10 protein-coding genes and 1 tRNA gene are annotated in these 14,415 nt (G+C 61.3%); 10 read left to right on the top strand and 1 reads right to left on the bottom strand.

Annotation, left to right across the window (positions count from 1 at the left end; genetic code table 11):
- Positions 1 to 248: 248 nt before the first annotated feature.
- Entirely contained in the window at positions 249 to 2,555 is a 2,307-nt protein-coding gene (locus tag NZ585_10320; protein ID MCS7080426.1) for a S9 family peptidase, read from the bottom strand.
- 144 nt (positions 2,556 to 2,699) lie between these two features.
- Here NZ585_10320 and NZ585_10325 point away from each other — a divergent pair, with 144 nt between their 5' ends.
- From NZ585_10325 to pta, 10 genes are all read left to right on the top strand, one after another.
- Positions 2,700 to 3,446, top strand: coding sequence for an ATP-binding cassette domain-containing protein (locus NZ585_10325; GenBank protein ID MCS7080427.1), 747 nt, complete (start codon positions 2,700 to 2,702; stop codon positions 3,444 to 3,446).
- A gap of 273 nt (positions 3,447 to 3,719) precedes the next feature.
- Positions 3,720 to 5,432 carry an AMP-binding protein gene (locus NZ585_10330; protein ID MCS7080428.1) on the top strand — a complete coding sequence of 571 codons (1,713 nt, stop codon included), beginning with the start codon at positions 3,720 to 3,722 and terminating at the stop codon, positions 5,430 to 5,432.
- Positions 5,433 to 5,520: 88 nt separating this feature from the next.
- On the top strand, positions 5,521 to 6,288 hold the full coding sequence (locus NZ585_10335; protein MCS7080429.1) for a TIGR00266 family protein: 768 nt from the start codon (positions 5,521 to 5,523) through the stop codon (positions 6,286 to 6,288).
- Positions 6,289 to 6,809: 521 nt separating this feature from the next.
- Positions 6,810 to 6,899 (top strand) — tRNA-Ser (locus NZ585_10340).
- A 351-nt stretch (positions 6,900 to 7,250) separates the two neighbouring features.
- The gene (locus tag NZ585_10345; GenBank protein MCS7080430.1) at positions 7,251 to 9,968 is read left to right on the top strand and encodes a TonB-dependent receptor; all 2,718 of its coding nucleotides are present in this window, start codon (positions 7,251 to 7,253) and stop codon (positions 9,966 to 9,968) included.
- A 213-nt stretch (positions 9,969 to 10,181) separates the two neighbouring features.
- Entirely contained in the window at positions 10,182 to 10,880 is a 699-nt protein-coding gene (locus NZ585_10350) for an LON peptidase substrate-binding domain-containing protein (GenBank protein MCS7080431.1), read from the top strand.
- A 7-nt stretch (positions 10,881 to 10,887) separates the two neighbouring features.
- On the top strand, positions 10,888 to 11,892 hold the full coding sequence (locus NZ585_10355; protein MCS7080432.1) for a VWA domain-containing protein: 1,005 nt from the start codon (positions 10,888 to 10,890) through the stop codon (positions 11,890 to 11,892).
- Positions 11,893 to 11,992: 100 nt separating this feature from the next.
- Positions 11,993 to 12,487, top strand: coding sequence for a DNA starvation/stationary phase protection protein Dps (dps, locus tag NZ585_10360; GenBank protein ID MCS7080433.1), 495 nt, complete (start codon positions 11,993 to 11,995; stop codon positions 12,485 to 12,487).
- Between the two features lie 35 nt (positions 12,488 to 12,522).
- Positions 12,523 to 13,386 (top strand): glutamate formimidoyltransferase, encoded by an 864-nt coding sequence (gene ftcD / locus NZ585_10365; protein ID MCS7080434.1) that lies wholly within the window; start codon positions 12,523 to 12,525, stop codon positions 13,384 to 13,386.
- 23 nt (positions 13,387 to 13,409) lie between these two features.
- The gene (gene pta / locus NZ585_10370; GenBank protein ID MCS7080435.1) at positions 13,410 to 14,414 is read left to right on the top strand and encodes a phosphate acetyltransferase; all 1,005 of its coding nucleotides are present in this window, start codon (positions 13,410 to 13,412) and stop codon (positions 14,412 to 14,414) included.
- The last annotated feature ends 1 nt before the right edge of the window (position 14,415 follow it).

A 14,415-nucleotide genomic window follows, 5' to 3' on the forward strand; every position in this document is an offset into this window, starting at 1 on the left:
ATATCCTTACGAGTGTAGGTAAGGTCTCCACAAATCAAAAATGCCTGATCCTGCGGCTCGTCATGTTGTCTTTCTTGGTAAGTTAGGGCGATCTTGGGAAGTGATGGCAACCCATACCGGCGCTTTGGGCTGCGCCGGCAAGGCCGGTGAAGGCAGCGCGCACTTAGATTCACATCGGCCATGGTACACAGCGTGCATTGTACGTTCGAAGCCGTGCCTAACAACGGAGGCCTCTTTTGCAGCGCGTTTTACAGGTGCCGCTCGATAAACGCCAGCATGCGCCCATAGAGGTGCTTGACGCGGTAGGGTGTTACCACGCCGTGCCGCGACTGCGGATATGCCAGAAACTCAAACGGCCGATCCGCCTTCTGCAAGGCGTCAATGAGTTGCACGGAGTTGCGCAAGTGCACGTTGTCGTCCATCAGACCGTGAATCAGTAAGAGCGGCCCATGCAACTGCTTCGCCGCCGCCACAACCGAACTCCGCTCGTAGCCCTCCGGATTGTCTTGCGGCAGCTTCATGTACCGCTCCGTGTAGATGGAGTCGTAGTTGCGCCAATCCGTCACCGGTGCACCCGCAATGCCGCACTTGAACACTGTACTATGCGTTAGCGCGTAGGCCGTCATGTAGCCGCCGTAGCTCCAGCCCCACAGACCAATCCGGTCACCGTCCACGTAGGGCAGAGTTTTTAGGTACGCCACACCGTCCTCCAAGTCGCGCAGCTCCAGTTCGCCCAACTTGCCGTAAATCGGCGCCATCGAGCGCATCCCCTTGCCGCTCGCCGAACGGTTGTCACACACCCACACCAGATAGCCCTGCTGCGCCAGCAGTTGGTGCCACAACATACGCTGCCCGCCCCACCGATCCACAACCGACTGTGCGCCGGGGCCGCCGTACGTGTAACACCACACCGGGTACTTCCGCTGCGGGTCGAAATCCGGCGGACGCAACAACATCGCCTCCATCACGAAGCCGTCGCGAGTTTTGACCTGCTGGAACGCCGGCGGCGCCACGCCGTACTCAGCCGCTAAGGCGCGCGCCTCCGCATTGTCCGCCACGGTGCGCACCAACGTCCCATCCGCGCGATGCAGGCTGATCTGCGGCGGGACGGCGGCCGTACTCGACGTGTCAAAGTACGCCGTGCAATCGGCGTTGAAATCCGCCGCGTGTGTTCCTTCCGTTCGGCTCAGGCGGGTCAACCCTGTTCCGTCCAGCTTGACGCGATAGATATGGTTTGCGATGGGTGAATGGGCGGCGGCAGCGAAGTACGCCATGCCGTCGGCGACGCCATACAGCTCGCGTACATCCCAGTCGCCCTGCGTCACGGCGCGAAGCAGCCTGCCGTCGGCGGCGTAGTGATATAAGTGCCGAAAGCCTGTTCGGTCACTTTGCCAAAGGAACGAACCGTCAGGTAGAAACGTTGGCAGCTCCACTATCTCCACCCAGGCGGTTGCGCTTTCCTCGCGCAACAGGCGCTCTGGCGCGTCGGGACGCGGCACAGGCGGCAAGCTTTCCAACATGCGCACCGTCGTCGTATTGAGGTCGAGCAGCGTCTGCCGCCGATTCTGCACCTCAAACAACAGCCGATTGGCGTCGCGCGGATGCCAGCCGACGCGGACGATGATGCGGTCGTCGGGCGGATACGCTTGCAGGCTCACTTCCGCCCGCTCGCCGTCGCAGGTCACGACATGCAGCGACGCCAGAGGGTTTGGATCGCCGGCCTGTGGGTAGTGCGTCCGCTCGACGCGCTGCCGGAAGGGTACGTCGTCGGTGAGGACGTGAATCGGCACTGCCGTATCGTCCAGCCGCAGGTAGGCGAGCAACGTACCCGACGCATTCCACCAGTAGCCGCGTCGCTTTCCACGCCCGTAAACTTCTTCTTCGTAAACCCAGTCAAGAATGCCGTTGAAGATGCTCGTTGAGCCGTCCTGCGTCAGACGCCGTTCAGTTGGCGGCTCCGTCTCAAGGTCGAGCAGAAACAGGTCGTTGTTCCGAACAAAACTGACGCGCTTTCCATCAGGGCTGAAGTCATATTCCTCTTCGGCGTTGTCGGGCGAGGTGGTCAATCGCCGGGCGCGGTTGGCGGCGAAGTTGTAAAGATAGAGGTCGTTGTCGGCGTTCACGAGCGCGCAGCGAAAAGCCGCGTCAAAGACGGCGGTACGGAGGTCGGCGGCCGCTTGGCTGGCGTCGGGCGACAGACCGACGGCTTCAAGCGCCTGCCGTATTTGCACCGGATCGTGGAAAGGAGTGCGCTTGCCGGTTTGGACATCAACCTGTGTGACCTCGTACCGGCGCGTCTGCGCGTTGGTTTCAAACGCCAGATAACGCTTACCGTCGGGCAGCCAGACAAGACGCGGAAGGTTCCCAGTAAAGTTCACCCGCTGAACCGGATCAAAGAGCAATTCCAAGGTCAGTCGCTTGGCGGCCGTTTGGCGAGCCAGCGGCGTCGGTTGCGCCGCCAACGGCGTCAGCGTCAGCGAAATCAGGCAGGTGGTGAGTGATAGGACGCCCGCCCGCCCGCCGCAGCAGGACGACCGTCGTCGAAAGTGCGTCATGGGTTTCTCCTTGGCATGAAGCGATGGCAGAAAGCCTTGTTGTTTGCGCCATGCCTTACGCGATGTTCGGCCGGCGCGCAACCCGGCGGTGTCACCGTCGCCGGCGGCTTGGCCGCCCACACTGATTTCGGCACACTGCCGCCGATGATTGTCGCCGAGCACCTTGTCAAAGTGTACCGCGACCGTAAGCGCGGCGAAGTGCGCGCCGTGGATGGTGTGAGTTTCACAGTTCACGCTGGTGAAATCTTCGGACTACTCGGCGCAAACGGCGCAGGCAAGACCACAACGCTGCGAATGCTGGGGACGCTGCTGCAACCGACCGACGGCACAGCGTACGTGGCGGGTTTTGACGTGCGGCTGGAGCCGGAAAAGGTGCGCGCCAATATCGGCTTTCTCTCGACAACCACCGCGCTTTATGGCCGTCTGACCGTTCGTGAAATGGTGGAATACTTCGGGCGGCTGCACGGTCTTGATGAAGCCACGCTGCGGACGCGCATTGACGACATCTTCACGACGCTCGACATGCACGGGTTCGCCAAGGCGCGCTGCGACACCCTTTCGACTGGGCAAAAGCAGCGCACCTCAATTGCCCGCTCCATCATTCACGAACCGCCGGTGATGATCTTCGACGAGCCGACGACAGGCCTTGACGTGATGACCTCGCGTACGATTGTCAAGTTCATCCGGCGCTGTCGGGACGAAGGGCGGACGGTGGTTTTTTCGACGCACATTATGAGCGAAGCCGAACGACTGTGCGACCGCATCGGCGTCATTCATGCGGGACGACTGGTCGCTGTCGGTACGTTGGATGAACTTCGCCGCCAAACCGGCGCGACCTTTCTAGAAGAAGTGTTTCTGCGGTTGGTCGCGCCTGACGAGACGGATGCCTGACGCGCCGGACTGAAAGCTGACTTTTGGATGTCCGCACTGGTTGACAAAGCCGCGCCGCAAGCCTTCCTTGGGTAAGCGAAAAGGACAAGCATGACGGTTGGACTAGTTCACCGTTAGGGACTACACTGACCCGGACAACGGCTTTCAATCTTTCCCTATGGGTTGCGGCTGGCCTCTATCGCCCGGCGCGTCACTGCTGTGCTGACGCGACCAGTTCACACTAGGACGAGCAGGCATCGGGCCTGGCCGCGTCGGCGACCAATGGCTTGGAACATGCACGATTTACTGACTGAATTTGAACGCGAGGAGATCGTTTTTGAACGCCTTGATGCTTGGGCGCAGGCGTCGCCTGAGGCAGTGTACCTCTACGATGGTGAAGGCGATCAGGCGTTCACCTTTGGGCATGTGGCGGCGTTGACCGATACGATCGCTGGCCGGCTGGCCCACTTCGGGATTGAACGCGGGCAGCGGGTTTCCGTGTTGATGCAGAATTCGTTCATCACGGCGCTGGCGATGTTCGGGATTTGGAAAGCGGGCGGCGTATTTTGTCCCATCAACCACACGTTCACCGGTAAGTTGCTGGCTTATACGCTCAACGATACGCAACCGGCGTTGCTGTTGACCGAGCGCCGAATGATCCCGCGTTTGGTGGAAATCGCCGGCGACCTGACGCCTGTGCCGCGCGCCGTTGTTTATAACGCGCCGGAAGACGCGCCTGAGGCCGTGGATGCATCAGAAGAAGCGTCGTTTGCCGCTTTTCGGCCGCTTGACTGGCAGGAATTGCTTGCGCCGGCGCCGCGCCCCAACTTCACGGCGACGTTCAGCGATCCGGCAAGCATCGTGTACACCTCTGGCACAACCGGGCCGTCAAAGGGCGTCGTTCTGTCGTTTCGCTGCCTGAACCAATACTGCTTCCTGGCGCGCAAACTGCTGACCCGCGACGACGTCATCTACTGCGACTTGCCGATGTATCACATCGCCGGTGCGTTTGCGCTTGTGGCGCGGGCGGCGTGGGTTGGCTGTGAGGTCGCTGTTTGGAATCGCTTCAGCCCACATGATTTCTGGGCGCGCATCGCCAAACGCGGCGCGACAACCGCCATTTTACTTGACGTAATGACGCCGTGGTTGATGAAGGCTCCGCCGAGTGAACAGGATCGTCGGAACACGCTTTCCAAGGTGCATTTGCAGCCGCTGCCGTTGAACCATCAGGAAATCGCGCGCCGCTTCGGGTTCGATATTGTCACGACCGGTTTCGGACAAACGGAATCCGGTCTGGGACTATGTCTTGTGATTGAGGAAACGCCGGACGGCGAGGGGACGCCGCCCGAATTCTGGAAAGGTGCGACGCGCGACCATATTCGCCAAACGGCGGCGCAGTTTGGGGTTCCCGTGGTTCGCGGTGAGTCCGTCACGACCAAAGGCGCGATGGGGCGTCCAATGCCGTTCCACGAAGTCGCCGTTCTGAACGAACGGGGCTATCCCTGTAAGCCAGGGGAGATCGGCGAACTCTGCTTTCGGCCAAAGATTCCGGGACTGTTGTTCGACGGCTACCTGGGCAAACCGGAAGCCACACTCAAGGCATTCCGCCATCTCTGGTTTCATACAGGCGACGCGGCCTACGTAGACGAAAACGGTGACTACTTTTTTGTTGACCGATTGGGGGACCGACTGCGGCGGCGCGGCGAGAACTTCTCCAGTTACGTTGTTGAAGACCTTCTGTATCAGCACCCGGACATTGCGCTCTGCGCCGTTTTCCCTATTCCGGCGGCGGAAGGCGATGAAGACGACATTGTGGCGTTCATTGTGCCTAAGCCTGACACGAACCTGACGGAAGCATCCGTGGCGGCGTGGGCGGAGCGACATCTGCCGAAGTTCATGCAGCCGCAGTATATTCGGCTGGTCGCTGAACTGCCGCGCACACTCACCAATAAGGTTGAAAAGTATAAGCTCCGCGCCCAAGTGCTGCGTGAGTTAGGACGCGCATGAGCGCATGGGCCTTTGTGCTTTCGCCTTCGCCTGTGCTACGAACTGACAGCCCCTCACGGCGCACTTCAGTCTTTTGGAGAAAATGCCAATGCCGCAGTCGGATGTTATTGATTACCGCATCGTCGGCGATGATTTGCAGGGCGTCATCATCACGCTTGACCCCAATGAACAGGTTCTAGCCGAAGCCGGCGTCATGTTGTACATGACCGACGGCATTCAGATGCAGACGACGATGGCCACGGATAGCTCGAAGGGTTTCTTCGGCAATCTGGCCAAAGCCGTCGGGCGTGTGTTTTCCGGCGCGGGCTTTTTCATTACAACGTTCACCAACTACGGTCACACCCGCGCGGATGTCGCGTTTGCCGCCCCCTATCCGGGTAAAATCATCCCGATTGATCTGGCCAAATACGGCGGCGAAGTGTTGTGCCAGAAAGATTCATTTCTCTGCGCCGCCCGTGGGACGGACATCAGCGTTGGTTTTCAACAGCGGCTCGGCGCGGGCTTTTTCGGCGGCGAGGGCTTTATTCTTCAGCGACTGCGGGGGGATGGCATGGCGTTTATTCACGCCGGTGGTGCTGTCATTGCCCATACCCTGCGGCCGGGCGAGACGCTGCGGGTGGACACCGGCTGCGTTGTCGCTTTTCAGCCGTCAGTACAATTCGACATTCAGTTCGTCGGCGGCTTCAAAAACGCCTTGTTCGGCGGCGAGGGGCTGTTCCTGGCGTCGCTGACGGGACCGGGCTACGTCCTACTCCAAACACTGCCTTTCAGTCGGCTTGTGGGACGGATTAGCGCAACTCTGCCCCGCGCCACGTCTGGGACGGGCATTAGCGGACTGTTCGGTGACGACAACTAGTCTACATAACTTAGCTGGGACTTACCGCTTATTCTTCGCTTCGGCGCAGCGCTGCTCCCACGAAAAAACCGCGTAGGCGTTTTGGTAGGGCGGTGTGCTGCGCCGAAAGCGCCCGCCGCTAAGTTTCTGTGTCCGGCGGCGGCGACAAGAGCAAGGGAAAAGAGCAAGGAAAAAGCAGCAGAGCGCCGCCGCCGCTGTACCACCGAGACGCGCTACTCACTAAAGCCTGGTCCGCCGACAGACTGCGGCTTCCCCATCCTTTTTACACCTCCACGGACGGGGGAAGGGCGAGCAAACTTCAGCGTCCGGCTTGGCGTCCCACCCCACGGGGGTGGGAATGTCCCTAGTGTTGCTGGCTTCTACACGTGCGAGGCGGCTCGGATCTGGCGCTGAAGCGCGCGCTAAGCCGGCGCGGCGGAAAGCGCGCCTAGGACAAACGGCCGCAATGACTGCGTCCCCAAAATCATCTCTTGACAGAAACAACCAAGCGCCCAATACTTACTCCAGCCCAACGGTTGTGCGGAGAAGTCGCATAGTGGCCTAGTGCGCTGGTTTGCTAAACCGGTGTACGCGAAAGCGTACCGAGGGTTCGAATCCCTCCTTCTCCGCCACTTTCGGGGGTGACCCTCCCCCATATTTGCCAGCCACCGTCTTGAAAAGGCTGTTCGCGTACGTTACTCCGCTAGTAACCGCCAGTACTAGTTTGCGTCGTTGCCTAACCAAGGTTACCCGTCCAGTGAAAGAAACGCCGCAGGCTTTTGTCGGCTTAGCTGATGGTGTCCACTGTTTGTGGGTGAGGGTTCGGCGAAGCCGCCGAGCAGCTCTTGAGCAAGTCATCCAATCGCTCGCGCACAACCCCTAGTGTTGTGGCAAAACCTGCTCCTACCTCCGTCCTAGCAAAGGTTAGGTCTTTTGGTACGCTTGCCTTTGGTGCGCTTGTTTAGGAGTCTTACCGTACCATCATGAGGAAATCCTTTGGTGTCTTCTTGCTTCTTTTGTGGTGCGCCACAAGTTCGGGCGCGGCGGCGGAATCAGCTGTGTTGACTGGTCGCGTGCGGAGTGTGTCAGGTGCGCCAGTCGCTGACGCTCGTCTAACGCTACTTACAGCACGGCAAACAGTCGCCGCTGTGACAACCAGCGCAACCGACGGCGGCTATCGGTTTGACGACGTTGCGCCGGGCACGTACGAACTTTCAGTCACCGCCGCCGATGGGCTGACGGCGCGGCTGGCGGTGTCGCTTGCCGCCGGGGTCGAGGCTACCCGCGATGTTGTGGTCGCCCTGTCGCCGATTGCTGAGACCGTAACGGTGACGGCTGAAGTTGGGCTTGTCCAAGACAAGGACGAGCTTGGGCAAACGGTGACGGTCATTCCGCAAGCGCGCCTGCGCGAGCGCGTCATCGGTGGGCTGGCGGAGGCTTTCGCTGGGGAAGCCGGCCTTTCGGTACAGCAGACCAGTCCGACGCTGGGTGGTGTGTTCATTCGCGGCCTCGTCGCTAGCCGCGTGTCGGTCTTTGTGGATGGCGTCCGCTACACAACCGGCGCGCAGCGCGGCGGCATCAGCACGTTTTTCAACCTACTTGAACCGAGTGGCCTGCGCAGCGTTGAAGTGCTGCACGGGCCGCACGGCGCACAGTATGGGAGTGACAGCTTGGGCGGCAGCGTCCAGTTACTTACAGCGACTGCACCCCTGACGGCGTCCGGTTTTGAGTTTCACGGTGAAAGCGCCGTCTTTGGGGCGAGCGCCGTCGCCGGTTTTGGGAGCGCGACGCGCTTCGCTTTCGGTACGCCGCGATTCGGGGCGGTCGTCAACTTAGCTGGACGCCGCATCAATACGCTGCGGGCGGGCGGCGGGATTGATTCGCGGGCGGCCGTCGCACGCTTCTTTGATCTGCCGTCGAACCGCTTCTACGGCGAACGTCAGCCGGACACGGCTTTCACCGAATACGCCGGAAGCCTCAAAGCCGTAGTGACGCCGGCGTTGGGGCAGCAGTTGGTGTTTCACTACCAGCGCGGCCAGCAGGACGGCGGCAAGCGGTCGGATCAACTACTGGGCGGCGACGGCAACCTCGTCGCCAAGCTCGGCAACTTGATGCTCGACTTCGGCTACCTGCGCTATGACGCCCAACGTCTTGGTTGGTTTGACAGCCTGACGGTCACGGGCAGCTTCAACGTCCAGCGCGAGGAGCGCATCAATCAGGGCGGACAGGGCAATCCGGCGACGCTCATCAATGCGCAGTACGAGCGGACGCGGGCGGTCGGCGCGTCGCTCTTCGGCTCAAAGGCGCTGCCGGGCGGACATACCCTGCTGAGCGGCGCAGATTTCTACCGTGATGTCATGCGCGCCCGCGCCTTCGACGCCAACCCGACGACGGGCGCGGCTGCCGCCGCCCGTCCGCGCGTGCCCAACGGGGCGTACTTCAACAACTACGGCTTTTTCGTGCAGGACATGTGGGACGCCGTACCGAACCGGCTACGGCTGTCGGCAAGCGCACGCTATGGTGTGGCGTCTTATCGAGCGCGGGCGCGCGACAACGCACCGGTCGGCGGGCGGGCTGTCGTAGAAGACGACGCCGTACGCACCACCGCATGGACGTTCCGCATTGGGGGAGCATGGCAGATTGGGCGCGGCTTCGCGCTGGCCGCGAATGTGGCGCGCGGCTTTCGTCCGCCAAACATGACGGATTTGGGTTCGCTCGGCCTACAGGGTAACGGCGTGTATGAAGTCGCTGCGCCGTCCGTCGCCGGGCGCAACGCCTTCATCGGCACAACGGCCGACGCCACAGCCGTTTCAACGGGGCTGCCCGTCAAGCAGGTCATCCCCGAAAGCAGTCTGAGCTACGAGGTCAGCCTTCGTTATCGAAATGGCTGGGTGGATGCTGACGCGACCGGCTTTGTGACCAACATCAATGACCTGCTGACAACGCAAACACTCATCTTGCCGCCGGGCGCAGTTGGGACGCGCATTGGTACGGAAATCATCATTGCGCAGCTTCCGACGGGGGCGGTGTTTGTCGCGCCGGCGGTGAGTCCAGTGCGGGTGCGGGCGAACTTCTCCAACGCGCGGATTTACGGCGTTGAAAGCTCGCTGGGCGTCAGGCTGACGGAAAACTGGTCGCTAGGTGGGAACTTCACTTGGCTGCACGCTGAAGACCGCGCCACAGGCCAGCCGCCGAATGTCGAGGGCGGGACGCCGCCGCCGCAGGGGCTTCTTCGGCTGCGCTATCAGCCGTCGCGCCGGAACTGGTGGGTTGAAGGCGTCGTCGCCGCCGCACATCGGCAAACGCGCCTGTCGTCGCTCAACCTCGATGACCGTCGGATTGGCGCGACGCGGACGCGGACGCAAATTCAGAACTTTTTCCGGCGCGGCGCGACCGTCCGGGGTTTTGTGGAAGCCGGTCCCGACGGGCGCTTTGGGACGGCGGATGACCGTCTCCGCCTCACCGGCGAAACGTTGGCGCAAATCCAGGCGCGCGTACTGGGGACGGCGACCAGTGCGCCAATGTTTCCGGCGTTGCCGGGTTGGGTGACGCTCAACCTGCGTGGCGGGTATCAGCTCGGCGAGCGACATGAGCTGTTCATCGCTTTTGATAACATCCTTGACCAAAATTACCGCACGATTTCGTCCGGCGTAGACGCACCGGGGCGCAACGTGGTCGTCCGCTATACAGTGCGGTTTTAGAGCAGTTTCTGTGAAGCGGACGATACCCGGCGTGAGCCACATAGCAGTTTGGCGTGCGGCGGTGTTCCGCCTACGCCAAATCAAGGGCTTTCTCACCAACCTCTTTGGAAAGCGATCCACCGATGCTGCCCCATAACTGGCGCGTAACTTCGACAAAGCGGCGTCGGTTGTGAAATCATACGCAGGATGATTTGCGTACGGTGATAATCCCCTATGAATCAACCATTCCCTATCCTTAAGGGTACGAAGCGGATTCCGATCTTCCCGCTTCCGGTGGCGCTATTCCCCGGAACGATGCTGCCGCTGCACATCTTTGAGGAGCGGTATAAGGCCATGGTGCGCGACTGTCTAGCCGGAGAAAAAATTTTCGGCGTGACATTCGTAATGGGGCGGGAAGGCTTTCCCCCACCGGTCGGCCGGGTTGGTTGCGTCGCCTTCATCGTCGCCACCATTCCCCTTGAAGAAGGGCGGATGAACATCCTGACCACTGGCCTGATGCGCTACCACGCGCTGGAGTACTTTCAAGATAAGCCGTATCTGGAGGGTCTCGTGACGTTCTTTGACGATCAGCCAGCACACGAGGACCTCACGGAGGTCGCCGATGCCGTACGCTCCATGTTCCGGCGCACCATCAGAGCGATTCGCGCCATGAGCCGCGAAGACGACAACTTCCCCGACGAACTGCCTGAAGATCCACGAGCGCTGTCCTTCCTCGTAGCCTCGCTGTTGCAAATGAGCGACGAACAAAAGATGGTGCTGATGGAGCTGACGGATACAGGCGAGCGCCTTGAACGCCTGCGGCGGCTGTTGATTCCGGCGGTGGAAAAGTATGAACTGCGCGCCGCCGTCAATGAACTGGCTAAAATGAATGGACACAGCCCGCGCGGGCCGTCTGAACACCTCAAACCGTAGCGCTGTGATGGTCAGGTGGACAGTGACATACGGCTTGTGGGTGGCGCTCTGGTGTGGAGCGGTGTTGTGGCCGCTTCACGCCGACGCTCAGGAGCGTCCAGCCCTACCGGACGATACGCTGGTGACGCTGCGCGCCCAGCAGGTCATTGTGCCGTTTACGGTAGCGGATCGCCTGAATCGTCCGGTCGCCGACCTTACCGCCGAGGAAGTCAAGCTCTTTGAAGACGGCGTTGAACAGGAAATTGTCTCGCTTCGCCCGGCTTCCGCCCTACCGACAACGGTGGTCATCGTTCTTGACTGTAGTGGAAGCATGGCGCGTCGTCTGGCGTTGGCGAAGCGGGCAACCGGCAATTTTCTTGATCGCCTTTTACGTGGGCCGCAAGATCGGGCGGCGTTGCTTGCTTGCCAGCAAGATATTTTCCCAGCCCATCCTCTGACCGGCGACGCGGCGGCATTACGACAAGCCCTTGCCGACCTCGATGAGCGACTGCCGACGCCGCTTGGTCGAACGCCTCCCTTCGAGCCGTCAAAAGCTATCCCGCCCGGAACGGCACTCTATGCTGCTGTTTACGCCGCGATTGACATGCTGCTGATGGAGGGGAGCGACGATGACCGGCGGCGCGTTGTCGTAGTCGTCAGCGACGGCTTCGACAGCGAAGGGGTCGCGCGTCTCGGCGAGGTGATTGAGCACGCCTGGCGGGCAGGCGTCAGTATTTACGCCCTTGGCATCAGCGCTCCCGATCTGACGGCCGCCGACGCTGACCGGATGGTCAACCGCGCCGAACTTGAACGCCTGTGTACATCAACCGGCGGGCAAGCCTTCTTTCCGCGTCTCGACCGCGAGTTCTTCACGGCCTTTGAGCAAATCGAGAGGGATTTGCGGCAGTGTTTTGTGCTGGCCTACACGCCGACAAACGAATCCGCGTCCTTTCGGGCTATTCGCATCGAGATTCCACGGCGGCCGGACTGGAAGGTGCGCCACCGGGCCGGGTACTACGCCGGCACCCCATGAAACAAACCGCTGCGCCGTCGCTCGCGCACAAAGCCTGCTCCACAGTGGAGGCTACACAGACCTTCCACATTTTCACAGCTTTTTCCACAGGAGGAACGTTATGGGTGAACAACTTCACGCGACGCGGATTGATCTTCCCGAAGAAATCCGGGTCGCCGTTGTGCGGTTGTTGAATCAATCGCTGGCGACGGCGCTCGACCTCAAAACACAGGTCAAACAGGCCCACTGGAATGTCAAGGGACCGCAATTTGCGGCGCTCCATGCCTTGTTTGATGAGATGGCCGGCGAGCTTGACGGCTTTGTGGATGAACTCGCCGAACGGGTGACGGCGCTGGGCGGGACGGCGCTAGGGACAGCCCGGATCGCTGCTGCCACCTCTACACTGCCGGAGTACCCAACCGACATTCAGGACGGTTTGGATCACGTTCGGGCGCTGGCTGACCGCTACGCCCCCTTCGCCAAGCATGTCCGCGCCGCCATTAGCGAAACGGACGAACTGGGCGATGCTGATACGGCTGACCTGTACACTGGCATTTCCCGCGCGATTGATAAGCGGCTGTGGTTTCTCGAAGCCCACTTGCAAGCCCAGCGCTAAACGCTGCAGCGACGGAAGCGCCGCTGGTCGAGTGTGTGCCCAACTTCAGCGAAGGGCGGCGGCCGGAGGTTGTCGCGGCCCTTGTGCAGGCGATGGAGCGGGCGCTTGGCCACCCGGTGCTCGATGTCCACTGCGACGTTGACCACCACCGCGCCGTCATTACCTTCGCCGGCGTCCCGGAAGCTGTGGAAGCCGCCGCTGTCGCAGGTATCGCTGAGGCCGTCGCGCGTCTTGACCTTTCGGCGCACGAGGGCGTCCATCCGCGCATTGGTGTGGCGGATGTTGTGCCGTTTGTCCCCGTACGCGGTGTGACCATGGCAGACTGCGTGGCGTTGGCGCACCGCGTCGGCGCACGTGCAGCGGCGCAGTGCGGCGTTCCCGTGTTTTGTTACGGCGAAGCGGCGCGCCAGGCAACGTATCGTGATTTGGCTGCCCTCCGGCGGATGCTACGCACGTCCACAACCTTTCCAACGCCGGATTTTGGGCCGGCGCGGCCGCATCCGACGGCCGGCGCAGTCGCCGTCGGCGCACGCGACTATCTCATCGCCTTCAACGTCGAACTTGAAACCGACGCCCTCGAAACAGCGCAGGCGATTGCACGCTGCCTCCGCGCCGCCAACGGTGGCTTACCGGGCGTCAAGGCGTTGGGTCTGCGCTTGGCGTCACGCGGCACGGTGCAGGTTTCGATGAATTTGACCGATGTCCGTCAAACACGTCCGGCAGACGCTTTCTACGCCATTGCCGCCGCCGCTGAACGCTGTGGGGTTAAGGTCGGGCGGGCGGAACTGGTCGGTCTTATACCAACGGCCGAAGCAGCGGCTGGATTTGATGAACCAACCCGGTTGCAGTTGTTCCCGGATGAAAAAATCCTTGCTCGTCGGCTGCACTTGGATGACTAACTTGCTCACAAGGAGTCGCGGTTATGACGTTGCTGGAAAGTCTTCGTCGGCGAGCAGCGGAGCTCGCTAAACACATTGTATTGCCGGAAGGCGACGACCCACGAACGCTGCGGGCGGCGGCAATGTGTCTGGAGCAGGGCATTGCCCGCGTTACGTTGCTAGGGGACGCTGCGCTCATTCGTACGCGCGCCCGTGAACTCGGTATAGACCCGGATCGCTTTCCCATTATCGAGCCTGCTCGCCATCCCGACTATGAAGCGTTTGCGCAGGCTTTCTATGAGCGACGCAAAGCGAAGGGGTTGACGCTAGAGCAGGCGCGAGAAGCGATGCGCGATCCGCTCTACTTTGGCAACATGCTTGTCCACACCGGACAGGCTGACGGTTCTGTAGCTGGCGCGACACACTCTACGGCCAAAACCGTCCGCGCCGCGCTCCAAGTCATTGGGTTGGCGGCGGGCTTCAACATCGTGTCCAGCTTTATGTTGGTGACGGTTCAGGACCGAACCTTTGGCGCGGACGGCAGCCTTCTCTTTGCGGATTGCGCGATTGTGATTGAGCCATCGCCTACCGAGTTGGCCGACATTGCGCTGGCGGCGGCCGACAGCTGCCGGACGTTCCTAGGCGTTGAGCCAAAGGTGGCGCTGCTGTCGTTTTCCACGCGGCGCAGCGCTGACCACCCGCTCGTTGACAAGGTGGCGGAGGCGGTCCGGCTGGTCGCTGCGCGCCAGCCGGACTTGCTAGTGGATGGGGAGATGCAGGCGGACGCTGCGCTGGTGCCCGTGGTGGGCGCGCGTAAAGCGCCGGGCAGCCCCGTTGCTGGTCAGGCAAACGTTTTAATCTTTCCGAGCTTGGAGGCCGCCAACATTAGCTACAAGTTGGTTGAGCGGCTAGGCAACGCGACGGCGATTGGGCCGATTTTGCAGGGATTGGCCAAACCCGCAAACGACTTGTCGCGCGGCTGTGATGCGGATGACATCGTGGACGCCATCGCGCTGACGGCGCTTCAGGCGGCACAACGTCGCACATAGG

Source organism: Chloracidobacterium sp. (assembly GCA_025057975.1).
Classification (GTDB): Bacteria; Acidobacteriota; Blastocatellia; order Chloracidobacteriales; family Chloracidobacteriaceae; genus Chloracidobacterium.

What these genes read in the sequence shown, in the direction of transcription:
- NZ585_10320 (MCS7080426.1), bottom strand. Translation starts at nt 2,555, where the DNA reads ATGACGCACTTTCGACGACGGTCGTCCTGCTGCGGCGGGCGGGCGGGC.
- NZ585_10350 (MCS7080431.1), top strand. Translation starts at nt 10,182, where the DNA reads ATGAATCAACCATTCCCTATCCTTAAGGGTACGAAGCGGATTCCGATC.
- pta (MCS7080435.1), top strand. Translation starts at nt 13,410, where the DNA reads ATGACGTTGCTGGAAAGTCTTCGTCGGCGAGCAGCGGAGCTCGCTAAA.
- NZ585_10330 (MCS7080428.1), top strand. Translation starts at nt 3,720, where the DNA reads ATGCACGATTTACTGACTGAATTTGAACGCGAGGAGATCGTTTTTGAA.
- NZ585_10335 (MCS7080429.1), top strand. Translation starts at nt 5,521, where the DNA reads ATGCCGCAGTCGGATGTTATTGATTACCGCATCGTCGGCGATGATTTG.
- dps (MCS7080433.1), top strand. Translation starts at nt 11,993, where the DNA reads ATGGGTGAACAACTTCACGCGACGCGGATTGATCTTCCCGAAGAAATC.
- NZ585_10325 (MCS7080427.1), top strand. Translation starts at nt 2,700, where the DNA reads ATGATTGTCGCCGAGCACCTTGTCAAAGTGTACCGCGACCGTAAGCGC.
- NZ585_10345 (MCS7080430.1), top strand. Translation starts at nt 7,251, where the DNA reads ATGAGGAAATCCTTTGGTGTCTTCTTGCTTCTTTTGTGGTGCGCCACA.
- NZ585_10355 (MCS7080432.1), top strand. Translation starts at nt 10,888, where the DNA reads ATGGTCAGGTGGACAGTGACATACGGCTTGTGGGTGGCGCTCTGGTGT.